This window comes from Arthrobacter zhangbolii, assembly GCF_022869865.1.
Lineage (GTDB): Bacteria > Actinomycetota > Actinomycetes > Actinomycetales > Micrococcaceae > Arthrobacter_B > Arthrobacter_B zhangbolii.
This window is the reverse complement of record NZ_CP094984.1, coordinates 802,693-826,737: the sequence shown is the minus strand read 5'-3', so window position 1 is coordinate 826,737 and position 24,045 is coordinate 802,693. Positions and strand designations below refer to the sequence as shown.

General features: G+C 67.1%; 22 protein-coding genes and 1 riboswitch. Of the genes, 9 read left to right on the top strand and 13 right to left on the bottom strand.

What is annotated here, in order from left to right; translation table 11 throughout:
- Positions 1-78: 78 nt before the first annotated feature.
- From MUK71_RS03865 to MUK71_RS03855, 3 genes are all read right to left on the bottom strand, one after another.
- The gene (locus MUK71_RS03865) at positions 79-471 is read right to left on the bottom strand and encodes a VOC family protein (protein WP_227929075.1); all 393 of its coding nucleotides are present in this window, start codon (positions 469-471) and stop codon (positions 79-81) included.
- 123 nt (positions 472-594) lie between these two features.
- Entirely contained in the window at positions 595-861 is a 267-nt protein-coding gene (locus MUK71_RS03860) for a hypothetical protein (RefSeq protein WP_227929076.1), read from the bottom strand.
- Positions 862-988: 127 nt separating this feature from the next.
- Complete coding sequence (locus tag MUK71_RS03855; RefSeq protein ID WP_227905319.1) at positions 989-2,173, bottom strand: thiolase family protein; 1,185 nt, start codon at positions 2,171-2,173, stop codon at positions 989-991.
- A 101-nt stretch (positions 2,174-2,274) separates the two neighbouring features.
- On the opposite strand from MUK71_RS03855, the gene MUK71_RS03850 reads away from it, so the two are divergent.
- Positions 2,275-3,513, top strand: coding sequence for an acyl-CoA dehydrogenase family protein (locus MUK71_RS03850; RefSeq protein ID WP_423724620.1), 1,239 nt, complete (start codon positions 2,275-2,277; stop codon positions 3,511-3,513).
- Between the two features lie 8 nt (positions 3,514-3,521).
- On the opposite strand, the gene MUK71_RS03845 is transcribed toward MUK71_RS03850, so the two are convergent.
- From MUK71_RS03845 to MUK71_RS03830, 4 genes are all read right to left on the bottom strand, one after another.
- A complete protein-coding gene (locus tag MUK71_RS03845) occupies positions 3,522-4,022 on the bottom strand; it encodes a hypothetical protein (RefSeq protein WP_227929077.1) in 501 nt (166 codons plus the stop codon).
- A 557-nt stretch (positions 4,023-4,579) separates the two neighbouring features.
- A complete protein-coding gene (locus MUK71_RS03840; RefSeq protein WP_227905326.1) occupies positions 4,580-4,999 on the bottom strand; it encodes a hypothetical protein in 420 nt (139 codons plus the stop codon).
- 113 nt (positions 5,000-5,112) lie between these two features.
- Positions 5,113-7,005, bottom strand: coding sequence for a hypothetical protein (locus MUK71_RS03835; protein ID WP_227905328.1), 1,893 nt, complete (start codon positions 7,003-7,005; stop codon positions 5,113-5,115).
- Between the two features lie 149 nt (positions 7,006-7,154).
- The gene (locus MUK71_RS03830) at positions 7,155-7,844 is read right to left on the bottom strand and encodes a ferredoxin reductase domain-containing protein (RefSeq protein WP_227929078.1); all 690 of its coding nucleotides are present in this window, start codon (positions 7,842-7,844) and stop codon (positions 7,155-7,157) included.
- Positions 7,845-8,418: 574 nt separating this feature from the next.
- A riboswitch (SAM riboswitch) is annotated at positions 8,419-8,508 on the top strand.
- A gap of 104 nt (positions 8,509-8,612) precedes the next feature.
- On the opposite strand from MUK71_RS03830, the gene MUK71_RS03825 reads away from it, so the two are divergent.
- From MUK71_RS03825 to MUK71_RS03800, 6 genes are all read left to right on the top strand, one after another.
- Positions 8,613-10,304: an ABC transporter substrate-binding protein gene (locus MUK71_RS03825; protein WP_227929079.1), complete on the top strand. Its 1,692-nt coding sequence runs from the start codon at positions 8,613-8,615 to the stop codon at positions 10,302-10,304.
- Positions 10,305-10,307: 3 nt separating this feature from the next.
- Complete coding sequence (locus MUK71_RS03820) at positions 10,308-11,267, top strand: ABC transporter permease (RefSeq protein WP_227929080.1); 960 nt, start codon at positions 10,308-10,310, stop codon at positions 11,265-11,267.
- Positions 11,268-11,285: 18 nt separating this feature from the next.
- The gene (locus MUK71_RS03815; RefSeq protein ID WP_227929081.1) at positions 11,286-12,167 is read left to right on the top strand and encodes an ABC transporter permease; all 882 of its coding nucleotides are present in this window, start codon (positions 11,286-11,288) and stop codon (positions 12,165-12,167) included.
- An 18-nt stretch (positions 12,168-12,185) separates the two neighbouring features.
- Complete coding sequence (locus tag MUK71_RS03810) at positions 12,186-13,958, top strand: dipeptide ABC transporter ATP-binding protein (RefSeq protein WP_227929082.1); 1,773 nt, start codon at positions 12,186-12,188, stop codon at positions 13,956-13,958.
- Positions 13,959-14,026: 68 nt separating this feature from the next.
- On the top strand, positions 14,027-15,319 hold the full coding sequence (locus tag MUK71_RS03805) for an acyl-CoA dehydrogenase family protein (RefSeq protein WP_227929083.1): 1,293 nt from the start codon (positions 14,027-14,029) through the stop codon (positions 15,317-15,319).
- Positions 15,319-16,704: an LLM class flavin-dependent oxidoreductase gene (locus MUK71_RS03800; RefSeq protein ID WP_227929084.1), complete on the top strand. Its 1,386-nt coding sequence runs from the start codon at positions 15,319-15,321 to the stop codon at positions 16,702-16,704. Before MUK71_RS03805 ends, MUK71_RS03800 begins: the two co-directional genes overlap by 1 nt.
- 28 nt (positions 16,705-16,732) lie before the next feature.
- Here MUK71_RS03800 and MUK71_RS03795 read toward each other — a convergent pair whose 3' ends face one another.
- Complete coding sequence (locus MUK71_RS03795) at positions 16,733-17,653, bottom strand: hypothetical protein (RefSeq protein WP_227929241.1); 921 nt, start codon at positions 17,651-17,653, stop codon at positions 16,733-16,735.
- Positions 17,654-18,414: 761 nt separating this feature from the next.
- On the opposite strand from MUK71_RS03795, the gene MUK71_RS03790 reads away from it, so the two are divergent.
- Both MUK71_RS03790 and MUK71_RS03785 read left to right on the top strand, forming a co-directional pair.
- Positions 18,415-18,903 (top strand): hypothetical protein, encoded by a 489-nt coding sequence (locus tag MUK71_RS03790; RefSeq protein ID WP_244802820.1) that lies wholly within the window; start codon positions 18,415-18,417, stop codon positions 18,901-18,903.
- Between the two features lie 89 nt (positions 18,904-18,992).
- The gene (locus MUK71_RS03785) at positions 18,993-19,622 is read left to right on the top strand and encodes a DUF6650 family protein (RefSeq protein ID WP_227929086.1); all 630 of its coding nucleotides are present in this window, start codon (positions 18,993-18,995) and stop codon (positions 19,620-19,622) included.
- Here the strand turns inward: MUK71_RS03785 and MUK71_RS03780 are convergent.
- The 5 genes from MUK71_RS03780 to MUK71_RS03760 all read right to left on the bottom strand — a co-directional run bounded on the left by MUK71_RS03780 (position 19,593) and on the right by MUK71_RS03760 (position 24,009).
- Positions 19,593-20,036 (bottom strand): hypothetical protein, encoded by a 444-nt coding sequence (locus MUK71_RS03780; protein ID WP_227929087.1) that lies wholly within the window; start codon positions 20,034-20,036, stop codon positions 19,593-19,595. The two genes, MUK71_RS03785 and MUK71_RS03780, sit on opposite strands and share 30 nt — an antisense overlap.
- A gap of 44 nt (positions 20,037-20,080) precedes the next feature.
- Positions 20,081-20,830: an SDR family NAD(P)-dependent oxidoreductase gene (locus MUK71_RS03775; RefSeq protein WP_227929088.1), complete on the bottom strand. Its 750-nt coding sequence runs from the start codon at positions 20,828-20,830 to the stop codon at positions 20,081-20,083.
- A 104-nt stretch (positions 20,831-20,934) separates the two neighbouring features.
- Positions 20,935-21,714 (bottom strand): SDR family NAD(P)-dependent oxidoreductase, encoded by a 780-nt coding sequence (locus tag MUK71_RS03770; RefSeq protein ID WP_227905358.1) that lies wholly within the window; start codon positions 21,712-21,714, stop codon positions 20,935-20,937.
- Complete coding sequence (locus tag MUK71_RS03765; protein WP_227929089.1) at positions 21,711-23,081, bottom strand: MFS transporter; 1,371 nt, start codon at positions 23,079-23,081, stop codon at positions 21,711-21,713. Before MUK71_RS03765 ends, MUK71_RS03770 begins: the two co-directional genes overlap by 4 nt.
- Positions 23,082-23,124: 43 nt before the next feature.
- Complete coding sequence (locus MUK71_RS03760) at positions 23,125-24,009, bottom strand: polysaccharide deacetylase family protein (RefSeq protein ID WP_227905360.1); 885 nt, start codon at positions 24,007-24,009, stop codon at positions 23,125-23,127.
- Positions 24,010-24,045: the final 36 nt, after the last annotated feature.

The window sequence follows — 24,045 nt, the reverse complement described above, 5'->3', positions numbered from 1 at the left end:
TATTTCGGGTCACCGGGGACCCTAATGTAGAAATCATCTCAATACAGGCAGAACTGTTATCCGCCTATGCCGGTAAGCCTATTGCGCATACCGTTCGGCCTCGCTGCGCAGGATGCAGAATTCGTTGCCCTCCGGATCGGCCAGGACCACCCAGCCGGTTCCGTCCTCACGGCGCTGGTCATCCACCTGCGTGGCCCCCAGCTCCAGCAGCCGCTGCAGCTCCTGGTCCCGGCCGCCCACCTCGGCGGGCTGAAGGTCCAGATGCAGCCGGTTCTTGACGTGCTTCGTGTCCGGAACATTGATGAACAGCAGCCGCTGCCCGCCGTCGGGAGAAAAGATCATGCATTCCTCATCCCCGGGCCGGTTGGGATCCTGCGGGTCTTCGGAAAAATCCAGCACCTTCGCCCAGAACACTGACTGGGCGTAGGCATCCAGGCTGTCGAAAGTGGTGTGAGAGATCATCGCAGTCATGGCCCGAAGCCTACGGGTAGCGCGCCCCGGTCCGCGCCTTCCAGGAATCGAGTCGGCACAATTTACCGATTTTCGCCTCCAAAACCGTAAGTCTTGCCGACTCGATGGAGCTACCGGGGCCGATCAGCGCTCGTTACCTCCGGAGTGCTCCCCTCCGTCAGGCCCGGACCCCTTCCCGCCGCTGGCCCGTTTGCCCAGCCATTCCCGACGGTACGCATCAACTTCACGCGCCTTCCTGTTGCCGAAGTACACGCCCAAGGTGACACCCATTCCTGCACCGGCCGCAATCAGCCAGGACGCATCGCCTACCAGCAGCGACACAACTACAGCGACAACAATCGCCGCCACGATGTAGGTAAGCAGCACCATCCGCCGCCGTCGTATATTCATTTCCCCGCCTCCCAGACCCGCGCGAAGACTAGCGGACCTTCCGCGGGACGGCCAGCGGGATTCCCGCGTCCTGTGGATTCCCCGGGCCCGGCCCGGACCGCAGCCCGCGACTCGAGACAGCCCGCCCCTACACCCGCTCCAGCAGCATCGACACGCCCTGACCGAGCCCCACACACATGGTCGCCAGACCGCGCGCAGCACCCTCGCGCTCCATCCGGTTCAGCAGCGTCACCGTGATCCTCGACCCGGACGAACCGAGCGCATGCCCCAGCGCAATCGCACCGCCGTCGCGGTTCACCACGTCCTCGTCCAGGCCCAGCTGCCGGATGCAGGCCAGGGACTGCGCAGCGAAGGCCTCGTTCAGCTCCACCGCGCCGATGTCCCCCAGCGACCAGCCCGTGCGCTCCAGCACCTTCCTCGTGGCCGGCACCGGGCCGATGCCCATGACTGCCGGTGCCACCCCGGCGGCCGCACCGTCGACAATCCGGGCGCGGGCGTCCAGGCCCAGCCTGCGCACCGCGTCGGCGCTGGCCACAACGACGGCGGACGCGCCGTCGTTCAGTGAGCTGGCGTTCCCGGCGGTGACCACGCCGTCGGGCCGCACGATGGGCCGCAGCTTCGCCAGCGCCTCGATGCCGGTTTCCCGGCGCGGGCCTTCATCGGTCTTCACCACGCCCTTCCTGGTTTCCACCGGCACAATCTCGGCTGCGAAGCGGCCTTCGTCGACGGCGGCGAGCGCCCGGGTATGGGAACGCAGCGCAAACGCATCCGAATCCTCCCGGGAGATCCCTTCCCGGGAGGCGAGCTCCTCGGCCGTTTCCGGCATCGAATAGGTGGTGCCGGGCAGGTCATAGAACTTCGGGTTGGTGAACCGGGCGCCGATGGCCGAGTCCGCCAGTTCCCCGGGCTTGGCGAAGGCCTTCTCCGGTTTGGCCAGCACCCAGGGGGCACGGGACATGGACTCCACTCCCCCGGCCACCACAATGTCCGCCGCCCCGGACTTCACCACCTGCGACGCCATCAGGATGGCACTGAGCCCCGAGGCGCAAAGCCGGTTCACCGTCATGGCCGGGACCGTCTCCGGGAATCCGGCCAGCAGGGTGGCCATGCGGGCCACGTTCCGGTTGTCCTCCCCGGCCTGGTTGGTGCAGCCCAGGATCACCTCGTCCACATCGGCCGGGTTCACGCCGGCACGGGCAACGGCGTCGCCGAGCACGAGCGCGGCCAGATCGTCGGGCCGAACCCCGGACAGGGAGCCGCCGTAGCGGCCCACGGGCGTGCGGACACCGGAAATCAAATAGGCCTCAGTCATGCACGAATACTACTGCGCCTCAAATAGTAGTGTGATCCAGACGACAGTTAACGCGTTCGGGAGCCGGCACCCCATGCCCGGCGCCCAAGGAGGATCGGCACATGAACATTCCCGCAGCAGACGGCATTCCGACCGCAGGCACTGATACCGGGGAAACATCCCCGTCCGCGGCAGATACCCTGCGGACCGCGTCCGATGTGCTGGGACTGGACGCGCTGCTGACCGCGGAGGAACGAACGCTGCGCGAGCAGGTGCGCAGCTTCGTGGACGAGCGTATCCGGCCCAACATCAAGGACTGGTATGAGGACGCGGTGTTCCCCGTGGAGATTGTCCGGGAGCTGGGCAGCCTGGGCCTGCTGGGCATGCATCTGGAGGGCTACGGGTGCCCGGGCCGCTCCGCCGTGGAATACGGCCTGGCTGCCATGGAACTGGAAGCCGGGGATTCCGGGCTGCGCACCTTCGTCTCCGTCCAGGGGTCACTGGCCATGACCGCTATCCACAAATTTGGCTCGGAGGAGCAGAAGAACCGGTATCTGCCCGGCATGGCCGCCGGCGAGCTGATCGGCTGCTTCGGACTCACCGAACCCACCGCGGGCTCGGATCCTTCCAGCATGGCCACCTTCGCGGAGCACGACGGCGAGGGGTGGGTTCTCAGCGGCGCCAAACGCTGGATCGGGCTGGCTTCCATTGCGGACCTTGCAGTGGTGTGGGCGCAGACTGCTGACGGGATCCGCGGGTTCCTGGTGCCCACGGATACCCCCGGATTCACGGCTGTGCCGATTGAACCGAAGCTGTCCATGCGTGCCTCCATCCAGTGCGATGTGTTCCTGGAGGATGTCCGGCTGCCGGAGACGGCGGTACTGCCCGGCGCGAAGGGCCTGCGCGGACCGTTCTCCTGCCTGAACGAGGCCCGCTACGGGATCCTGTGGGGTGCCATGGGCGCGGCCAGGGACAGCTATGAGGCGGCGCTGGCCTATTCACTGGAGCGGCTGCAGTTCGACAAGCCCCTGGCGGCTTACCAAATCACGCAGGAGAAGCTGGTGAACATGCTCTTGGAGATCCAGAAGGGCGTGCTGCTGGCCATCCACACCGGGCGGATGAAGGACGCCGGAACGCTGGAACCGGTACAGATTTCCGTAGGCAAGCTGAACAACGTGCGCGAGGCCATCACAATCTGCCGCGACGCCCGGGCGATTCTGGGCGGCAACGGCATCACGCTGGACTATTCACCGCTGCGGCACGCCAATAACCTCGAATCAGTCCGCACCTATGAGGGCACCGATGAGGTCCACACCCTGATCCTGGGCCAGCACATTACCGGAATCGGCGCGTTCCGGTAGGCCGGCCGCTAGAACTTGCCGCCCATGTATTCGCCCTCAGGCCAGGGAAAGCAGTCAGAACCGGAGGCAATACGAATCGTGCCGGGTTCCACTCCCCTTTTTATGAAGTAGATCTCCGCTGTATCCGGAGAACGCAACTGGACTTCGTAGTGTCCTGCCGGAGCTGGGTCCCGCACCTTGATGTCGAAGCGGCTGTCCCGGTACTTCGCCTCCAACTCCCGAACGAGCGGCTCCGGCTCCGTTCCCTCACTTAAGGTCACGGTGGTCGCACCGTGCCAGTTCACTGCAGAGTCACCGCACTGGATCAGAACCCCCTCCGGCATTTGCTCGGCCTCGGCCACCAAGTCCGGCGGAAGCGAATCGGCGATCTCCAATTCCATGGCCTGTGTCCGGGCTTTAGCGTCCTGCCAGGTCAGCTCGTCCCCTCCGGCCGGCGCGGACGAATCCTCAGCGCAGCCCATGACGCAGAGCACCAGCACCAGCGATGCAACGGACCGTGTCCGAGCCACACCTCCACCTTTCAAAGCCCGGGAACTCAAAAATCCCCCCGGATCGTTTCGTCCGCAGGCCAGGGAAAGCACTCGGAGCCGGAAGCGATACGGATCGTGGAGGGATCAAATCCTTCCCCGATGATGTAAATTTCGGCCGTATCCGGCGAGCGCAGTTGAACTTCGTAGTGTCCTGCCGGAGCTGGGTCCCGCACCTTTATCTGGAAGCGGCTGTCCCGGTACTTCGCCTCCAGTTCCCGAACGAGCGGCTCCGGCTCCGTTCCCTCACTTAAGGTCACGGTGGTCGCGCCATGCCAGTTGACGGAAGAGTCACCGCACTCGATCAGACCCCCCCTTCGGCATTTGCTCGGCCTCGGCCACCAAGTCCGGCGGAAGCGAATCGGCGATCTCCAATTCCATGGCCTGTGTCCGGGCTTTAGCGTCCTGCCAGGTCAGCTCGTCCCCTCCGGCGGGCGCGGACGAATCCTCACCGCAGCCTGCAAGGTTAAGCAGGAGAATCACACCTACGACCGCCGCTTGCCCCCGAATCATTCCGTTGCGCACCAGAAGGCCGCCGTCTAGAACTTACCGCCCATGTATTCGTCCTCAGGCCAAGGGAAGCAATCAGAACCGGAGGCAATACGAATCGTGGAGGGATCAAGTCCTTCGCCGATGATATAGATTTCGGCCGTATCCGGAGAGCGCAGCTGAACTTCGTAATGTCCCGCCGGTGCGGGGTCCCGCACCTTTATCTGGAAGCGGCTGTCCCGGTACTTCGCCTCCAACTCCCGAACGAGCGGGTCCGGCTCAGTTCCCTCACTCAAAGTAACGGTGGTCGCGCCGTGCCAGTTCACAGCAGAGTCACCACACTTGATCAGAACCCCGTCCGGCATTTGCTCGATCCCGGCCACTAAGTCCAAAGGAAGCGAATCGGCGATCTCCAATTCCATGGCCTGTGTTCGGGCCTTTGCGTCCTGCCAGGTCAGCTCTGATGCCACGGATGTGTTCCCTTCGGTAGGACTTGCTGGTGTCGGCGTCTCCGCCGCGTTGCTTGCACAGCCGACGAGGCCTAGCAGCAGGATCATTGCTGCGGCGGTGCATCTGGCTCGGGTCATTGCATTACCTCTCGGAGCGCATCTTCCAGCAATTCTGCATTGTCCTTGCTGTTCGTTGTGGGGAGCGAATGGTCCTCAATCGGAGTGCTGTCAGGCCAGAAGGTCCCCTCATTGGGGACGGCATACTCGTGATTGGTGAATGCATCATGTTCGCTGGGAATCTTGTCATCCCAGACCAATCCCCTTCTTTGTGCCCAGAGCAGGGCATCCGTACCGTAAACGTAATTCGAATAACTAGTATCCTCGTCCGGCTCCCATTCTTCGTGCATCCCCGCCCCGGACAGGGACAGGGACTTGTCATATTCCGCCCCGTGGATTTCCGAACTTGTGAGGTTGACGTAGCCCCAGCTGTGACCGATGCCAACCTGCTCGGTGCCCTGCAAGGCCGGGTCGGTGAGCATTCCGTGCTGAAAGCCGGCCAGCTGTCTGCCGGCGTCGTAACCCATCTGCGGATCATTGGCTTCCAGGAGTCGCCGGAGGTCCTCCCCGCCTTCCTCCTGATTCTCCCCGGGGAAAAGCCCGTCCTTATACACAAATGCCACCGTATTCGGGGCCATACCCACCATGTAGTTCGCGAAGTCCTGGACTCCTCCGGTATAGAAACTCTTCATGCTCGTGAACGTGCCGGGAACATACGTGATCGTGCGCTGCGTGTCCGGGCCCGGGGTCCCGAGCATTTCAATGATCCGCGATTCGCCGCGGTTGTACAGATACAGCTGCACCTGGCCGGCTTCGACCCTTTTCAGGTACTCGATTTCCTTCATCAGCATCGCCTCGCGTGCCTCGGAGTCGCCGCCGATCTCCCGCAGCCGGGCCAGCTGCGCCTCGGCAATTTCAATGTCCTTGACCGCGGCGATGCTGTTGGCGTGCACGCGGGCCAGTGCCGGCACCCCGTCGAGGGACCCGAAGACCTTCGGCGCCGATTCCAGCAGCACCAGCTGCTGAGCCGTGAAGCCGTTGGCCGCGTTGCCCGAGGCCTGCAACTCGGCCCACCACTCGGCGATGCGTTCTGCTGACACCGACGGCAGGTGTGTGAGCCACGCCGGATTCTTCGACGCCACTTCGAGGTCAACCGGCGAGGCCGTTTCAAAGAACTTCAGAAGTGCCTCCCCGCGCACGGATCCGGGGGAAATGGCCAGGGCCAACGCCGTGGAGGACAGCTCCACCGAACCGGCCAGGTCACCGTCCTGCCCTGCGGTGCTGAAGGCCTGCCCGATCTGCCACAGCTTTCCTGCGTCGTCACGGTCATCCTGGTTATATTGGGAGACCGCCGGCCCGAAGGTGCCGACGTCGATCACCACCCAGGAACACGAGTTCCGGAAGCTGTCCAAAGCCCGGACAACATCCTGGCAGACCGGTTCAGCCGCATCCTCCTGGTCAAAGATCAGCGATGCTGCCTTCTTCAGGGCATCCGGCACTGCGGAACTCGTGCCCGGCGTCCCGCTGACTGCCCAATTGTGGAGCTGGAAGACCATCGATGGGAAGGCCACCTCGGGGCGGGGCACCTCGGACTCGAACAACTCCCCCGGGGCTGAAAACCCCGGAAGCCGGTCCCGGAGGTAATCGGCGCCAGCGGCTACCATGCCCTCCTCAAGCAGCTTGAACAGGGTCCTCGCCTGCTTTTCCTTGAGGTCCTGACGGGCCTGTTCGGCCTGGGTCTTCGCGAACCGAACCTGACGGGCAACATCCTCCAGCGCACCGATCAGGATGTTCCGTGCTGCCAGCTGCGCTGCGGCATTCCGGCGGTACGAGTCCGCGAACGGGCCGCGGAATTCTTCCAGCGCTTCTCCCGTAGCCGAGGCCCGCGGACCGCGCTGCTCACCCAACGCAGCGGCGGCCTCGTCGCAGGCCGCTATGAGCTGGTCAGCCGTGCCAGCATCAAAGTCCATTTCAGGATCCCCCATCCCCCGGCAAGCACTTCCGCTTCTGAGCCGCAGGATAAACAGTACATGTACCGCCCCCGGCGAAGCCTGCCCGATTCGGGGTGCGGCGGATCACCGGACGCCGTGCGCGCCGGCTGGATTCTCCGGTTCCTGCCTCACTCCGGCCGGGCCGGTTCCAGAGGCGGGTCGTAGCACTCGGCCACCACCGCCGCAGCCGGTCCGGCGGTTGCGGCAGCAGCTTCCCGGACCATCCCGGCAAAGGACGCGGGTCCGCAGACGTAAATCCAGTCCGGGTGCTGGGTAGCCAGGACGCCCAGCAGATCCTGAGCGGTGACGCGCCGGCCCTGGCTGCCGGTATCCCACAGCCGCAACTCAACGGAGGTTGCCAGCCCGCCGGCTGCAAGAACGTCGCGGACCGTGTCGCATTCATCGCTGCGGCCTACAAAAAACAGGGCGGCGCGTTCATACTGCCGTGCCGGGTCCCGCAGCAGCCTCCCCAATAGGCCCAGACCGGAGGCCAGACCGGAACCGGCGGCAACGAACAGGGGGCGGTGGACGGAGCCGGGCAGCAGGATGCCCGGGCCCGGCCGGGAGATGGACAGCACCGCACCGCCTGCCGGGTCCAGCAGCGCTGCACTGACCAACCCGCGTGCGCTCCGCTTCACGTAGAGGGTCATGGTGCGGCTCCCGCGGTCTACGGACAGCACCGCAAAATAGCTGGTATGCACCCCCGTTGCGGCGGCAGCGGAAACAGCAACGTGCCCTCCTTCCAGCAGGTCCTTTTCATCCAATTCAGCGGGCCATTCCAGCTGTACCAAGGCTGCCGTTTCATGGACGGAATACACGCGATGGCCTGGAATCTTCCAGCATATTTCCGGGGCGGTGGATATACCCATTTAGCACCAATCCTGACGTTTATAAAAGGGTTTTAAAAATGTGGTTGATTTTTGCGCAGCCTTCGTGTCCGGCCCGGCGGGTCCGCATGACGGCGGCGGATTCCCCACCCCTGAAGCCGGTGAACGGTAACCGGCCGGTACCGGCTTTCGCCTTGCTGTCGGCAGGGACGAAACGGTCGGAGAGAATAACTTCAGCAGGCGGTCACAATGGTTTACAAACAGCCGCCGGGGATATATTTCCCGCTATTCATAAACCCCTAGTTCCAGCGAGGCAGCTGAGATATCCGGGGTCCGGCGGAAACGGGATGTGCAGAACCGTACTCCCAGCCGGCACCGCATTGTCAAGCCCGGCCGGGCCCGGCAAAAAGGAACAAAACAATCCTCCGCCAGGTCCTTCGCGCGCGCGGTAAGGGCCCATCAAAAACTGTCTTTGTCATCAAGGGAAATATTTCGTCACCGGCCTTGCGGACCGGGTCCGGGCGGGTTTGTATGGGTCCTGTCCGCACAACCTGTTTTGGACGACTTACCATCCAGAGCGGCTGAGAGACCTGGCTCGTTGACGTCGCAGCAACCACCCTTCGGGGGACGGTGCTAATGCCAGGACCGATGGAGAAACCTCATTCACCGTTGGTCCATGACCGCTGCTTTGCCATGCGGTGATGGCCTCCAACGTGCCTGGATGCGGTGTGCCTCGGTGATGACTGAGAGGACCGCCCCATGCTTTACCTGAACCAGACAGACCCTCACCCCGGACCAGGGGCCACCCCCGTTACCGGGGCGCTGCTGCGGCGGCGCACCGCCCTGAAGATCGCCGCCGCTTTCGCGGCGGCAGCCCTGGCCCTGACCGGCTGCCAGCAGGCGGCGTCGGACCAGGGCCCCGGAACCCGGGTGGCCGCCGGAACCCCGGTGGAGGGCGGCACCCTGATCTACGCCGAGGTCACGCCGATCAACAACTGGCAAACCCAGTCCGCCCGGTTTTACGAAAAAGCCAACGTGCTGAACAGCGTGCTGGACCGGCTGACCTATTTCGATCCGGAGTCAGGTGATCTGGTGCCGTGGCTCGCCTCCGAATTCTCAGCCAACGCCGAGCACACCGAGTTCATCTTCACCGTCCGCCCCGGTGTCACCTTCAGCGACGGCACGCCGCTGGATGCCGCCGCGGTCAAAGCGAATCTGGACAGTTTCGGATTCGGTATTCCCGCTGCCCAGATCCAGCCGAACGTCGACTTCGCCGGCTATACCTCCAGTGAAGTGACGGCCCCGGACCAGGTAAAGGTCACCCTGGCCGCTCCGAATTCCAACTTCCTGCGGGCCACCTCCTCCGTCACCGCCGGCTTGGTCTCCCCGGCCACCCTGGGCCTTGACGCCGCTGGGCAGTCCGCCCTGTCCCGCATTTCCGGTTCCGGCCCGTTTGTCTTCGAATCCGAGAAACCCGACGAGGAGGTGGTGCTGGCCAAGCGCGGGGACTACGCGTGGGCACCCGAGACCTCGGACAACCAGGGCGCCGCATATCTGGACCGGGTGGTCATCAAGTACCTGCCCGAGGTGGCGCACCGGGCCGGTGCCGTGCAATCCGGTCAGGTGGACCTGGTCCGCGGACTGCAGCCGGCAGACGAAGCCGCACTGGCCGCCAGCGGGAGCCAGGTCCTGGCGCCGGCGGGAACCGACCTGACGTCAAACATGGCCGCTGTCCGGACCGGCAGCGGACGGCTCGCAGATCCGCAGGTCCGCCGCGCACTGCAGCTGGGCATCGACCGGCAGTCCATCAAGGACACCGTGCTTTCGGACAGTTACACCATCGCCGCCTCCGTGCTGAACCACGGGGCACCGGGATTCGTGGACCTCAGCGCCGAGCTGGCCTATGACCCGGAGCAGGCCAAGGACCTGCTGGACGACGCCGGGTGGACGGTGGGCGCTGACGGCATCCGCGAGAAGGACGGCGAGAAACTGGCCCTGACCGTCACCAGCTCCAACAACTCCGTGGTGATCAAACCGGCCTTCGAGCTGATCGAACAGCAGTGGCGGCAGATCGGCGTGCAGCTGAAGAACCGGGCGGCGGACAACACGTTCCTGGCCACCGCCATGCCGGACCCCGCCGTCGAACTCTTCGGCACCCGGCAGTTCATTTACGGCGGACTCGGGCCCATTTTTGAACCGGATAACAACACCATGACCCACACCTCGGACCCGGCACTGAATGAGCTCTTCGCCGCCGAGCGCGCAGCCGGCCCCGGACCGGACCGGGACCGGATCCTGGCCGAGGAGCAGCGCGCCCTGGTCCTGGAGCAGGCCTACTCCCTGGTGCTGTGGGACGAGGTGCAGGTCTACGGCGCAGGCCCGGACACGCACATTGACTTCACGTCCGGAACAGCGCCCATCTTCCAGGGCGCCTGGACGGCGGGGAGCTAAGCCGTGACCCGTTATCTGTTGCTGCGCACCGGCCAGGCCATCCTGGTGGTGTGGCTGGCGTACACCCTGATTTTCCTTGCCGTGCAGCTGCTGCCCAGCGACCCGGTCACCATTTTCCTCACCGCGGATTCGGCCGTGGACCAGGCCGCCATCGACACCATGAAGGCCCAGTACGGGTATGACCAGCCGCTGGCGGTGCAGTACCTCCACCAGCTCGGCGCCCTGCTGCAGGGCGACGCCGGGTACTCGCTGACCTCCGGGGAACCGGTGATGCAGCGGATCGGCGGGGCGCTGGGCTCCACGCTGGCGCTGGCCGGATCGGCCCTGGCGGCCGCCGTCGTTATTGCCCTGGCAGTGGTGTCCGCCGCGGTGCTGGCACCGTCCGGGCGGGTGCGCCGGATCCTGGCGAACCTGCCGCCGCTGTTCTCGGCGGTGCCGGTGTTCTGGCTGGGCCTGGTCCTGCTGGAACTGCTCTCCATCCGGCTGGGCGTACTGTCCATTTTCCCGGACGGCTCATTCCTGTCCCTGGCCGTGCCGGTGTTTGTGCTGGCCGTCCACGTCTCCGCGCCGCTGGCACAGGTGCTGCTGAAAAGCGCGGACCAGGTCTACCGGCTGCCGTTCATCGACGTGCTGCGGGCCAAGGGCGCTTCCCCGGCCCGGATCTTTTTCCGGCACGTGCTCAAAAACGCCGCCGGTCCCGCGCTGGCCATCCTGGGCATCACGGTGGGCACCCTCTTCGCCGGGTCCGTGATCACCGAAACCGTGTTCTCCCGCACCGGGCTGGGGTCCGTGGTGCTGCAGGCCGTAACCGCCCAGGACGTGCCGCTGGTCCAGGGGCTCGTCCTGCTGACCGCCGCGGTTTTTGTGGCAGTCAACCTGGCGGTGGACCTGATCCACCCGCTGCTGGATCCGCGCATCCTCACCGACGCACAGCAGGGCTCTGCCCGTGCCCTCGCTGCCTGAAACCGATAAGGCGAACCGATGACCACACTTCTTCCTCCCGTCCACGCGCCCGCCGCAGCCGCATCGACCGCCGCGCCCGCGCCGTCCCGCCTTCCGGGCAAACCGGGCGTCCGGCCCGCACTGCTGCTCGCTGTCCTTCCGCTGCTGCTGATCGCCGCGTGGGCCGTGGCCCCGGGGCTGTTCACCGGCCAGGATCCGATCAGCGGTGTACCGCAGGAAAAGTTCCTGCCGCCCGGCGCCGGACACTGGTTCGGCACGGACCACCTTGGCCGCGACGTCTTCGCCCGGGTGGTGCATGGCACCGCCCAGACCTTCCTGACCGCGGGGCTGGCAGTGTCCATCGGCCTGCTGGCCGGCACCGCAGTGGGCCTGTTCGCAGCAACGGCCGGACGCGCGGCCGACGCCGTGGCCATGCGCCTGGTGGACGTCCTGCTGGCCGTGCCGGGTTTCCTGATCGCCCTGATCATTGTCACCGCGTCCTCACCCGGCCCGGTGTCCCTGGGCATCGGCGTCGGCATTGCCTCCATTGCCTCCTTCGCCCGCGTGGTGCGTGCCGAGGTGCTGCGGGTACGGAACCTGGAATTTGTGGAAGCGGCTTTCCTGAACGGCGGCACCTACTGGAGCGTGCTGCGCCGGCACCTACTGCCCAACGCCGCCGGTCCGGTGCTGGCGCTGGTGGCGGTGGATCTCGGGGCGGCCATCCTGGTGATCTCCTCGCTGGGCTTCCTGGGCTTCGGCGCCCCGCCCCCGGCACCGGAATGGGGGCTGATGATCGCCGAAGGCCGCCAGTATCTGGGCACCGCCTGGTGGATGACGTCGCTGCCCGGCCTGGTCATTGTGCTCACCGTTCTCCTGCTGGCCGCCCTCGGCCGGCGGCTGCTCACCCTCCTCCGGTACTAGCGAAAGCGGTGCAGAACCATGACTTCCTCCCCAGACCTTAACAACACCAGGAACGACGACGGCGCCCCCCTGCTCAACGTCCGCGGCCTCACCGTGGCCTATGGCCGGGATTCCGTCACTGCCCCGGCGGTAGCGGACGTGGACCTGAGCATCCGGCGCGGCGAAGTGGTGGCGCTGGTGGGCGAATCCGGCTCCGGCAAGTCCACCCTGGCCAAGGCCCTGATCGGGCTGCTGCCCGCCGCCGGACAGGTCTCCGCCGGTTCCATCACCTTCGACGGCCGGGAGCTCACCGGCCTGCCGGACCGTGCTTTCCGGGCGCTGCGCGGCAGGCGGATTGCCCTGGTGCCCCAGGACCCCGGCGCCTCGCTGGACCCGGTGCAGACCATCGGTTCGCAGGTGGTGGAGGTTTTCCGGCTACACCCGGAGGGCGGCCGCAGGCTCGGCGGCCCGCCCGGCCGCCGGGAGCTGGAGGACCGGGTGGCCGAACTGCTGGAGCAGGTGGGGATTGACCGTCCCCGCGAGCGCCTCCGGCAGTACCCGCACGAGCTCTCCGGCGGATTGAAACAGCGGGTGCTGATCGCCATGGCATTTGCGCTGAAACCTGATCTGCTGATTGCCGACGAGCCCACTTCCGCCCTGGACGTCACGGTGCAGAGCCGTGTGCTGGAGGTCTTCGAGCGGCTCGCCGCCCGGCACGGCACCGCGGTCCTGTTTGTCACCCATGACCTGGCCGTGGCCACGGACCGTGCCTCCCGCATTGTGGTGATGCAGGGCGGGCGCATCCGGGAGGACCGGAGCGTGGACGCCATCCTGACCGCACCCGAGGATGCCTATACCGTGAAGCTGCTGGCCGAAGCCGGGGCCGGGCAGCGGACCCGCGCCGTGGTGCACCCGTCGCCCGTGCCCGTTCCAGCGTCGGCCGTTGCACCGTTCACCCCTGCTCCGCCCGTGCCGGCACTGGAACTGCGGAACCTGGTGAAGGTCTTCGCCCGCAACGGGGAACACCGAGCCGTCAATGATGTCTCCCTGGTCCTCCGGCAGGGCACCACCTTCGCGCTGGTGGGCGAGTCTGGGTCGGGGAAAACCACCACCGCGCGGCTGGCCATGCGGCTGCTGGACCCCACGTCCGGCACCGTCCGGGTGGCCGGCAGGGACGTGACCCGTGCGGACGGCCGGGCCAGGCGTGAACTCTGGCGCAGTCTGCAGCTGGTCTACCAGAATCCGGATACCGCGCTGGACCCGCGGCTGCGCGTGGGCGAAATTATCGGCGAACCCCTGCTGAACTACGGTGTCGGCTCCCGCACGGAGCGCCGGGCGCGGGTTGCCGAACTGCTGGACCAGGTGAACCTGCCTGCCCACACGGCCCGCGCCCGTCCGCTGGAGCTGTCCGGCGGGCAGCGTCAGCGGGTGGCCATCGCCCGGGCACTGGCCCTGGGCGCGAAAACGCTGGTGCTGGACGAAGCACTCTCCGCCCTGGACGTGCTGACCCAGGCACAGGTGCTGGACCTGCTGCAGTCCCTGCAGGCGGAACTGGGACTGTCCTACCTCTTTATCTCCCATGATCTGCACGTGGTGGAGCGGATTTCCGATGACGTGGGCGTGATGCAGAACGGGCAGCTGGTGGAAACCGGTCCCACCGCGGATGTGTTCAGCGCGCCGGCCCATCCCTATACCCGGCGCCTGCTGGCGGCCAATCCAGGTCACCGGCTGCGCCGGCTCGCCGGCTCCGGGTATGCCGCTCCCCTGCTGTCCGGCAGCCAGCCGTTCCCCGCTCCGGTCCCGGCCCGCTGACACTCAGCGCAAGCTCCCTTCCACCCCACCCCCTTCGCACCGATGACCCCTACCCAAGGAGCCTCCCTATGACTGCATTCCCTGATACCGCACCCGCCGGCGCAGCCGGCGCCACGTCCGCACTTCCCGCCGCCGGTGAAGCCCGCTATGCGGCCCTTGCCGCCCGGTTCCGGCCGGTGTTCGACCGGATCGCGGAGGGCGCCCTGGACCGGGAACAGACCCGGACCCTGCCCTTCGAACAGGTGGGCTGGCTCAAGGACGCCGGGGTCACCGCCCTCCGTGTCCCGGCCGCCCACGGCGGGGACCCGGTCAGCCACGAGCACCTCTTCCGGCTGCTGGTGGAACTGGCCGAAGCGGACCCCAACGTTGCCCATCTGCTCCGCTCGCACTTTTCCTTCGGCGAAACCGTGGCCCTGCAACCCGAGCCGTTCAGGGACCGCTGGTTCCCGCGGATCCTGGCCGGGCAGATCTTCGGCAACGCCGCCTCCGAGCGGGGCAACGCACTGGGTACCACCACCACCAAACTGCGGCAGCAGCACGGGCAGTGGTTGCTCAGCGGGGAGAAGTACTACACCACCGGCAGCATCTTCGCGGACTGGGTGGTGGTGATGGCCAGCACCGCCGGGGTGGCCGGCCGGCAGTACGCGGTGGTCCCGGCGTCCGCACCGCAAGTGCGGATCCTGGATGACTGGGACGGCTTTGGCCAGCCGCTGACCGGCACCGGTTCCGCCGTGTTCACGGACGTTCCGGTGGAGGCGGAGGACATCCTGACGCGCAGGATCACCAGCACCCTGGAGCCGGCGTTTTTCCAGCTTTGCCTGCTGGCCGTCCTGGCCGGCATCGGACGGGCCGCGGTCCGGGACGCCACCACCTTGGTGCAGGGGCGCACCCGCACCTTTAATACCGGGTCCGGTGCACTGTTCCGCGATGACCCGCAGATCCAGGAGCATGTGGGCACCCTGGCGGCCAAGACCTACGCGGCCGAAGCGGTGGTGGCCGCCGCCGCCCGGGACCTGGACGCGGCGTCGGATCCGGATCTGGGCCTGTCCCCCGAGGACGCGTTCCTGCGCGCCGAACTGGCCGTCCAGCAGGCACACGTAGTGGTGCCGCCGCTCGTGCTCGACGTCGCGGGCGGGCTTTTCGAGGTCACCGGCGCCTCCGCCGTCGGCCGGGACAAGGCGCTGGACCGGCACTGGCGCAATGCCCGCACGGTCGCCACGCACAACCCGCGCATCTTCAAGGCCCGCGCCGTGGGTGACTACCTGATCAACGGGACCCTCCCCGAGGGCCTGCACAGCATCGGAGAGGCGGCGCCTGCCTCCGATTCCCCTACCCCTTCCACGTCTGGAGCAACCAACTAATGGCTACTTTCACCCCGCGCCCGCGCCTGCTGCTCAGCGCCTTCGCCATGAACACCACCAGCCACATCCTGGGCGGACTGTGGCGCCACCCCGACGCCCAGCAGCACCGGTTCAACGAGCTGGACCTGTGGACCGATCTGGCCGGCCGGCTCGAGGAGGCGAAGTTCGACGCCCTCTTCCTGGCCGACGTCGTCGGGCTCTACGGGGACCACAACGGTGGCTGGGCCTCGCACGTGGAGCGGGGTTTCCAGGTGCCGGCCAATGATCCGCTGGTGCTGCAGTCCGCGCTGGCCGCCCGCACCGAACACCTGGGCCTGGCGCTGACCAGTTCCGTGGTGCAGGCCCAACCGTTCCAGTTCGCCCGCCAGCTCTCCACCCTGGACCACCTGAGCAAGGGGCGGGTGGCCTGGAACATTGTCACCAGCGTGCTGGAGAACTCGCACCGGAACTTCGGCGGGGACGGCCTCGCCGAGCACGACAGCCGCTATGACTGGGCCGATGAATATCTGGAGGTCTGCTACAAGCTGTGGGAGGGCTCCTGGGATGAGGGGGCGCTGCGTCAGGACAAAGCCGCCAGCCTGCATGCCGACCCGGCCGGGGTGCACAAGATCCACCACCGCGGACCGCGCTATTCCGTGGAGGGCCCGCACCTGGTGGCGCCGTCGCCGCAGCGCACCCCGGTGCTGTTCCAGGCCGGCAGTTCCGGGCGCGGCCAGCAGTTCGCAGCCGCCAACGCCGAGGCCGTATTCGTGTTTGCCCCCAACACGGCGTACGCGAAAAAAACCACCGACTCGGTGCGTACACAGGCCCGGGCGCTGGGCCGGCGGAACGAGGACATCAAGTTCTTTGCCGGGCTGTCCTTTGTCGTCGGCTCCACTGAAGCCGAAGTGAAAGCCAAGCAGGCCGAGTTTGACGAATACCTGGACCTGGACGCAATTGTGGCGCATGTGGGCGGGGGCATCGGTGTGGATCTGGGCGGGTTGCCGCTGGACACCACGCTTGGGGACCTGCGCACCGAGGGTGCCCGCGGAGTGCTGGAGGCATTGTTCGCCTCGGTGCCCGGCGGGAATCCGACCATCGCCGATATTGCCCGCTACCGTGCCTACAACCAGCAGATTGCCGGCACCCCGGAGCAGATCGCGGACCAGCTCGAAACCTGGCAGGACGCGGGCGTGGACGGCATCAACATCATCAACCAGATCCTGCCCGGCTCCTACACCGACTTCATCGAGGGGGTGCTGCCCGAGCTGCAGCGCCGCGGGCTGGCGCAGACCGAATACCGGCCCGGAACCCTGCGGGAAAAGCTGTTCGAAGACGGTGCCCGGCTGCCGTCGCGCCACCCGGGCAGCCCCTATCGGGGAGCGTTCACGCCAACAACCGTATAGATCAGGGCGGCCGCCGCTGGACCCGGGCCTAGCTGACAGATTGTGCCAGCGCGGGAACGGGCGGGATTGCCGGTTCGGCGATCCGCGGCGACGACGGCGGGCCCGGCACCGGCGCAGGCGGCTGCGGTGACGGAATCCGGGGAGTCCCCGGGGCCGTGGGCGAAGGCTCCGGCGGCACCGGCGGCGGCGACGGCGTGGGCAGTTCCGGTTCCGGCGCAGGAATGGTGGGCGGAGCCGACGGGGACGGTGCAGGCTCCGAAGGCTCAGCCGACGGCGGTTCCGGCGGCTCGGACGGGGTTTGCGGAGGTTTCTGTGCCGGGGCCGGCGCGGCCGGGGGTTGCTGTGGTGGATTCGCCGGCCGGGGTGCCGCGGGTGGCTGCTGTGCTGCGTCCCGGGCGGCGCGTTCCGCCCGCTGCGCTGCCAGCCGTTCGGCGGCGGCCCGCTCCATCCACACCAGGCGCCCGGCGTCGTCCTGCGTGCACCGGTAGTCCGCATCGTCCTGGCCGCGGGCATCCCCCGGCGTGGCACAGGCAGCACCGGCAAGCGACGTACCGGAGTGCGGCATCCCGCTCAAAACGTTGGTCTCCGCCAGGTCCGGATCCGGTGCCACCGCAGGAGGCTCCGCCGGCAGGGGAAGCGGCGGGGGCAACGGTTCGGACTTCGGCCACTCTTCCTGCGGAACGTCCTCCGCTGTGGGCTGGGCGGGGCGAAGCTGCGGTGCCGCCACCGCGCCGGCAGCCATGCCCAGCACCAGCACCAGACCGCTGCCGGTCAGGGCCAGGCGTTTCTGCTGCACGGTGTCCAGCGCCGCCCAACTGCGGCGGCGAAATCCCAGCGAGTACAGCGCGGTGACCAGCAGCAGCAGCCCCATGGCCAGCATCCACGCGGCAATCCCCACCGTTCCGCGCAGCGCCAACACACAAAGCAGCACTGCGGCCAGGCCCAGCACAAGCCAGGCTGATCTGGGACTTCGCCGCGGCCCCCGCGGCTCCGGCATCCGGCTGCCCGACGCCGGCTCTCCGTACGGCCGCTGTCCCGGCCACTGTCCCGGCCGCGGAGAATCAGAAGGAGATGGGACGGGTTCTGCGTGGTGGGACATGGCGCCTCAGCGGGGATCTGCCGGAGCCTGCCGTGGCAGGGCCCCGGTCCGGCTTCTGATGCGGCAACATGCCCGGACGCTGTGGCCCGTTTTTGCTCCGGCAGATGTTGCCCTCGAAACAACGCTAGGCGGGTCCGAGGGCAACATCTAGTGCTGAGCCAAACCGGATCGTCTCAGCGCATTTTTAAGCGGAACGCCAGCGGAGACGTCCATCCTTTGCAATGGCGCAAACCATCGGAGTCCCCTTGGACGTAACCCCGACTGCCCCGCCGGTGCTACAAAAAGAGCCCGGGTGAACTACCGAGGGTGCTGGAGCGGGAGCCGGAGCGGGAGGTGCAGGGGCGGGTGCGGGCGGTGCAGGTGCCGGGGCAGGAGGTGCTGGTGCCGGGGCAGGAGGAGCCGGTGCCGGTGCGGGCGGTGCAGGTGCCGGGGCAGGCGGAGCCGGAGCCGGACCGGGATCAACCGGCGGCGGAGCCTGCTCAGAGTTCTTCTTTTTGTCCTCGGCGGCTTTCCGCTCCTCGGTCTCCTTCCGGTCTGCGAGCAGTTTCTCCGACTCGTCCTTCTCCATCCAGATCAGCTTGCCGTTGTCGTTCTCGGTGCACACGTAGACGGTGCTCTGGACGGTGGTGGTCGGTGAGGGTGAGGCCGCCGTGGTGCTCGGGGAGGAGGACGGCGAGGCCTTTGCCGAGGTCGTCGACGGCGTCGGCGTGGGGCTGGCTGTAGCCTGCTTCACCGTCTGCGTGGAGCCCGCGGAGTTGCAGGCCTTGTTGGCAATCTGCGTGACGGTGGGCGTAGGAGACGGCGAGGGGGACGACGCCGTTTTGGTGGGCGAGGGCGTCGCAGCAGCCTGCTCCATCTCACCCCCTCCGCAGCCGGTGAGAACGACGACGGCGCTCAGCGCCACAGCACCGAAGGCCAACGGCCTGGTGCGGCGAGAAGAAGAGATGTGTTCCGTCATCGAAGCGATGCGGACGCCGGGCAAAGCAGGCATAGGTCCCCCATGGACAGAAAAGCGAAAGTCGATGCGAATGCATCGAGGCACACGCTACCGCACCTGTGGAGGACCAGTTGACCAGGGCTCGCCAGTAGTTTTGAGCTGAAACCGGGTAGCGGGCCCGGTACCGGCCGTCCCCTCTGGTTGATACCGGCGCGCAGCCGTAGCCTCTCCATGCATCGACAGGAGGCTGGGATGGATTGGATCTGGATTGTCGTGATGCCGGTGACGGGCGTGGTGCTGGGATTCGCCGCCGGATGGCTGACGAAACGCGGCCTGGCCCGCAGGGAGGAAGCCCGGGCGCTCAATGAACTGGTCACGTATCTGCACCTGAAACGGATGCTTGCCCCGATGGCTCCCCGTTCCGCGCAAATTGCGGCCCTGGAACCGAGGTTCCGCAGCTCGGTGCACGATATCCGGGAAAACCTGATGGAAACCCTCGCCCGGCTTCAGCCCGGTTCCACCGCGGGAGAGGTCCTGATGCGTATGTCCGCAGCCTGCAACCGCTATCTGCGCATCACCGCATCGGAGCCGCAGCAGTACCAGTTTGAGCTGATGGAGCTGCGCCGGAACCTCGACGAGGACCTGCGGATACTGACCGACGGCCGCCGGGACATCCGTTATCTCAGCCCGGGCGAAGCTCCGGGCCGCCGGGACCGGCCGCACTCAGCCACGCCGGGGACGACGACGGGGACAACGCCGACGCCGGATACCTCCACGGAGCCTGACCCGGGCCCTGGCCCTGACCCAGCACCCGGTTCCAGCCACTCCCCTGCTGCCGGCCCCGTCCTTGGCTCAGTCCCGGGCTACAGCGCCGGTACCTGAGCCGGCACGATTGGCCGCATGCACCAGCAGCCCCGCCGCAAACTCCCCGGCGGTGAGTTCGGGCCGGGGAGCATCCGGGGACAGCGGGGCAGCGGCAATCTCCTGCAGCACGGGCAGCGCCGGGCAGGACAGGTCCGGCACCCGGCCGGTGACCTCCTGGCCGGTGAGCCGGGCAACCGCGTCCCAGTCCAACAGCCCCGCCGCCACCGCCGCGGCAACCTCTTCCAGCCCGGGCAGCACCTGCTGCTTCCCGAGCCGGTCGCGGACAGTCCAGGCATCGCCGAAGGCCCGCACGGTCAGCCGCCGGCCGGCAATCTCCTGCAGCACCCCGGCCACGGAGGAGCGGATTCCGGCCAGCGCGGCATACGCCGACAGCCGTGGGATTACCGTCCCGCCGGGACATGCTCCGCACATGCTCTGCCTTCCTGTTGCTGGACCTGCTGGTGGGGTTTCGGGACCTACGGCATCACGTCGCCGCTGTTCGGGCCCAGTGTCTGCCCGGTGTACAGGTTGCCGCCGGGCGAGGAGGCCAGCAGCAGCGCGGTGGGTGCCACTTCCTCCGCCGTGCCGAACCGGCCCACCGGCAGTTCGGCCTGCTTGGCGGTTTTCCAGTCCTCGGAGAGCCCGTCGATCAGCGGCGTGAAGATCGGTCCCGGCGCAATGGCGTTGACCAGGATCGAGTGCGGTGCCAGTTCCAGGGCCAGCGCCTTGGTCAGGCCGATGACGCCGGCCTTCGCGGAGACGTAGTGCGCCAGCCCGGTGCCGCCCTTGATGCCCAGCTGCGAGGAGATGTTGATGATCCGCCCGCCGCCGCGTTCCACCATGTGCGGTGCGGCCCACCGGGCGGCAAGGAACACGCCGCGCAGGTCCACGTCCAGGGTGCGGTCGAAGGTTTCCGGGCTCAGTTCCAGGAACGGGGTTTCGTCCAGGATGCCGGCACTGCTGACCAGGATGTCCAGTCCGCCCAGCTCCCCGGCGGCGGCGTCCATGGCGGCACGCATGTCCTCGCTGTCCGTCACATCCACGCGCCGGGCAGTGGCTTTCACGCCCAGGGCGGTGCACTCGGCGGCGACGGCGCCGGCCCCGGCCTCATCCAGGTCCAGCAGTGCCAGGTCCGCGCCTTCGGCGGCGAAGAGCCGGGCAATGGCGGCACCGATGCCGCTGCCGGCTCCGGTGATAACGGCGGTCTTGCCGCGAAGTGAGCTCATGGATACATCCTTTGCAAAAGTTGAGGCTCCGGCCGTGGAGCCGGGGGAAACTCCACGGCCGGAGGGTTGAGGGGGCCTCCCGGGGGGAAGGACTGGCGTGCGGCCTAGCTGGGCCAGCGGACGGTGAGTCCGCCGTCGACAATCAGCTGCTGGCCGGTGACATAGGCGGAGTCATCGCCGGTGAGGAAGCGGATCACGCGGGCGGCTTCATCCACGTTGCCTACCCGGCCCCACGGAATGATGCTGCCGGCCGCCTCCAGACCGTCCTTGCCCAGCGAGTTGACGCCGTCCAGGGACTGCGGGCTTTCGATCAGCCCGGGGATGACGGCGTTGACGCGGATTTTCCGGGGCGCCAGTTCGACGGCGAGGGAACGGCACATGCCCAGCAGGCCGGCCTTCGCCGCGGCGTAGTGGCTGTGGTCCTCCCAGCCGTACACCCCGCCGGCAATCGAGGAGGTGGCCACCATGGCACCGCCGTGCTCCATCCGGGCGGCGCAGGAGCGGAAGGTGCGCATCACGCCGGACAGGTCCACCGCCATCATGTCCTCCCACGCCTCGTCGGTCATGTCCGCCAGCGAGGCGCGGCGCAGGATCCCGGCGGCGGCCACGGCAATGTCCAGCCGGCCGAAGGTATCCAGCGCGGCCTGCGCCAGGGCTTCGGTGTCCGCGTAGCTGCGCACATCCACCGGCACCGGAACGCACTTGGCTCCTGCCGCCTCCACCAGCGCCACCGTTTCGCCGACGTCGTGCGGATCGTTTTCCAGGTAGCCCACCACGGTGTTGGCGCCGGCCCGGGCGTAGGCCACGGCCAGGGCCTGGCCGATGCCGGAGGCACCGCCGGAGATTACTGCTGTTTTGCCTTCGAATCCGTCATCGCGGTTCATGCGGTTACCTTCTTTTCGGTGGCTTTGCCGGTGGCCTGGTCCACCTTGCGGGTGCCGATCATGCACAGTGCGGAGATGACCAGGCCGCCGGTGCCGGTAATGATGGCTGCGGTCTGCATGCCCAGTCCCATAAAGAGGAAGAGGCTGAGCAGGCCGGAGCCGGCGATGCCGCCCAGCGGCGCCATCACGTGGGCCACGTTGGTGCCCATGCCGCGGACGTGGGCGGGGTAGGACTCGCCCATGTAGTAGAGCAGGGCGGCGTAGGGGCCGGTGAGGAAGAACAGGGTCAGGGCGTACATGATGATGATGAAGACCTCGCTGCTGGGTCCCAGCAGCATGATCAGGCTGGCGGCGCCGCCGCCGAACCAGCCGAGGATAACGGTCTTCTGCCGGCCGATGCGGTCACCGAGCCAGCCGTGGAACACGTAGCCGGCAAAGCCCACGGCGTTGGCCAGGACCAGGATCAGCAGGGCGTTTTCGAAGGAGACGTCCTTGGCTTCCACCAGCACGGTGGTGCCCAGCACGGAGAAGACCTGGATGGCGGCCCAGTTGAACAGCCAGGCCAGGGAGAGCAGGGTGGTGTGGCGGCGCAGCTCGGGGGTGAAGACGTCCTTGAAGCCGGTCTTGTGCTGGCTGCCCTCTTCCAGATCGTGCTCGGCGGCCAGCGCCCGTGCCCCTTCAACGTCCCCGGCGTCCTGGCGGCGGCGGACTTCCTTGATGGCCGCGAAGGTGGGGGATTCGGGCAGCCGGGAGGCCATCACAGCCACCAGCAGCGCCATAACGGCGGCCACCACAAAGCTCCAGCGCCAGCCGATAACCGGCAGCAGGGCTGCGGAGAGTCCGGCGGAGAGCAGCGCGCCCACCGGCCAGCCGCCCTGGACGATCGAGTACATCAGGCCGCGGTTCTTGACCTTCTTGTAGATCTCGTTGAGGTAGACGGCGTTGACCACTTCCTCGGACATGGAGAATCCGGAGAAGGAGCGGATGATGATCAGGCTGACGGCGCCGGCGGCCAGGCCGGTGAAGCCTGCCGCGGCGGCGCCGCCGAGCATCAGCACAATCAGCGCGTTCTTGCGGCCGAGCCGGTCAATGATGGTGCCCACCACGAGCGCCACAATAAAGATGCCCACGTGCGCAATGGTGTTCACTGCAGTGGATTCCGCCGCGGTCCAGCCGAAGTCCTCGGCGATGACCGGCAGCAGCGTGCCGAAGAGGGTGAAGTCGTAGACCGACACTACCCAGGCGATGAAGCAGACCAGCGAAACCTTGCGGACCACCTTGGGGGTGATCTCCACGTCCCAGGGGGCGACGTCGCCGGCTCGGCGGCCGGTTCCGGTGGGCGGGCGTTTATGGGGTGCAGCGCTCATTGTGGGGGGTCCTATCCTGTACCAGAGGGATCTTGAGTGGGGGTTAAGTGGTGCGGGGGTTGCGGGCGGCGAAGTCCCGGGCAATGGTTTCCATGTTCACGAACTCCACGCCGTCGTGGCCGGCAATGTGGTCGAAGAGCCGCTCGAGCATCAGCAGGTTCTGCGGCCGGCCGGAGACGTCCGGGTGGATGGTGATCGGGAAGACGGCGTAGTCCATTTCGCGGTAGACCCAGTCGAACTGGTCCTTCCACATCTGCTCGATGTCCCGCGGGGAGACGAAGCCGTGGCTGTTGGCGCTGCCCTTGATGAACATCATGGGAGGCAGGTCATCCAGGTACCAGTTGGCCGGGATTTCGATCAGGTCGGTCTCCTCGCCGCGGACCAGCGGCTTCATCCATTCCTTCGCGGACGCGGCGTCGTAGTTGATCTTGGTCCAGGAATCGCCCACGCGGACGTAGTACGGGGTGAAGTCGTTGTGCATGAGCGAGTGGTCGTAGAGGAAGCCGCGCTCGAGCAGGATCTCGTTGGTGACGTTGGAGAATTCCCACCAGGGGGCCACGTAGCCCACCGGCTTTTTGCCGGTGCGGGTGGTGAACAGCTCGATGCAGTGGTCCAGCACCTCGGTTTCCTGCTCGCGGGTCATGGCGATCGGGTTTTCGTGGCTGTAGCCGTGCACGCCCACCTCGTGGCCGGCGGCGACGGTGGCTTCGAACTGCTCCGGGAAGGTTTCAATGGAGTGGCCGGGCCAGAACCAGGTCACCGGCATCTGCCGGTCGGTGGCCAGCTTGAGCAGGCGGGGCACGCCCACCTCGCCGGCGAAGATGCCGCGGGAAATATCGCCGGGCGAATCCTCACCGCCGTAGGAGCCGAGCCAGCCGCCCACGGCGTCGACGTCGATACCGACTGAAACTTGGATTTTCTTGCTCATGGTGTTCCTCCTGGGTTCGTGCGGTGTGGGGGTGGA

What these genes read in the sequence shown, in the direction of transcription:
- MUK71_RS03865 (WP_227929075.1), bottom strand. Translation starts at nt 471, where the DNA reads ATGACTGCGATGATCTCTCACACCACTTTCGACAGCCTGGATGCCTAC.
- MUK71_RS03860 (WP_227929076.1), bottom strand. Translation starts at nt 861, where the DNA reads ATGAATATACGACGGCGGCGGATGGTGCTGCTTACCTACATCGTGGCG.
- MUK71_RS03855 (WP_227905319.1), bottom strand. Translation starts at nt 2,173, where the DNA reads ATGACTGAGGCCTATTTGATTTCCGGTGTCCGCACGCCCGTGGGCCGC.
- MUK71_RS03850 (WP_423724620.1), top strand. Translation starts at nt 2,275, where the DNA reads ATGAACATTCCCGCAGCAGACGGCATTCCGACCGCAGGCACTGATACC.
- MUK71_RS03835 (WP_227905328.1), bottom strand. Translation starts at nt 7,005, where the DNA reads ATGGACTTTGATGCTGGCACGGCTGACCAGCTCATAGCGGCCTGCGAC.
- MUK71_RS03825 (WP_227929079.1), top strand. Translation starts at nt 8,613, where the DNA reads ATGCTTTACCTGAACCAGACAGACCCTCACCCCGGACCAGGGGCCACC.
- MUK71_RS03815 (WP_227929081.1), top strand. Translation starts at nt 11,286, where the DNA reads ATGACCACACTTCTTCCTCCCGTCCACGCGCCCGCCGCAGCCGCATCG.
- MUK71_RS03810 (WP_227929082.1), top strand. Translation starts at nt 12,186, where the DNA reads ATGACTTCCTCCCCAGACCTTAACAACACCAGGAACGACGACGGCGCC.
- MUK71_RS03805 (WP_227929083.1), top strand. Translation starts at nt 14,027, where the DNA reads ATGACTGCATTCCCTGATACCGCACCCGCCGGCGCAGCCGGCGCCACG.
- MUK71_RS03800 (WP_227929084.1), top strand. Translation starts at nt 15,319, where the DNA reads ATGGCTACTTTCACCCCGCGCCCGCGCCTGCTGCTCAGCGCCTTCGCC.
- MUK71_RS03785 (WP_227929086.1), top strand. Translation starts at nt 18,993, where the DNA reads ATGGATTGGATCTGGATTGTCGTGATGCCGGTGACGGGCGTGGTGCTG.
- MUK71_RS03780 (WP_227929087.1), bottom strand. Translation starts at nt 20,036, where the DNA reads ATGTGCGGAGCATGTCCCGGCGGGACGGTAATCCCACGGCTGTCGGCG.
- MUK71_RS03775 (WP_227929088.1), bottom strand. Translation starts at nt 20,830, where the DNA reads ATGAGCTCACTTCGCGGCAAGACCGCCGTTATCACCGGAGCCGGCAGC.
- MUK71_RS03770 (WP_227905358.1), bottom strand. Translation starts at nt 21,714, where the DNA reads ATGAACCGCGATGACGGATTCGAAGGCAAAACAGCAGTAATCTCCGGC.
- MUK71_RS03765 (WP_227929089.1), bottom strand. Translation starts at nt 23,081, where the DNA reads ATGAGCGCTGCACCCCATAAACGCCCGCCCACCGGAACCGGCCGCCGA.
- MUK71_RS03760 (WP_227905360.1), bottom strand. Translation starts at nt 24,009, where the DNA reads ATGAGCAAGAAAATCCAAGTTTCAGTCGGTATCGACGTCGACGCCGTG.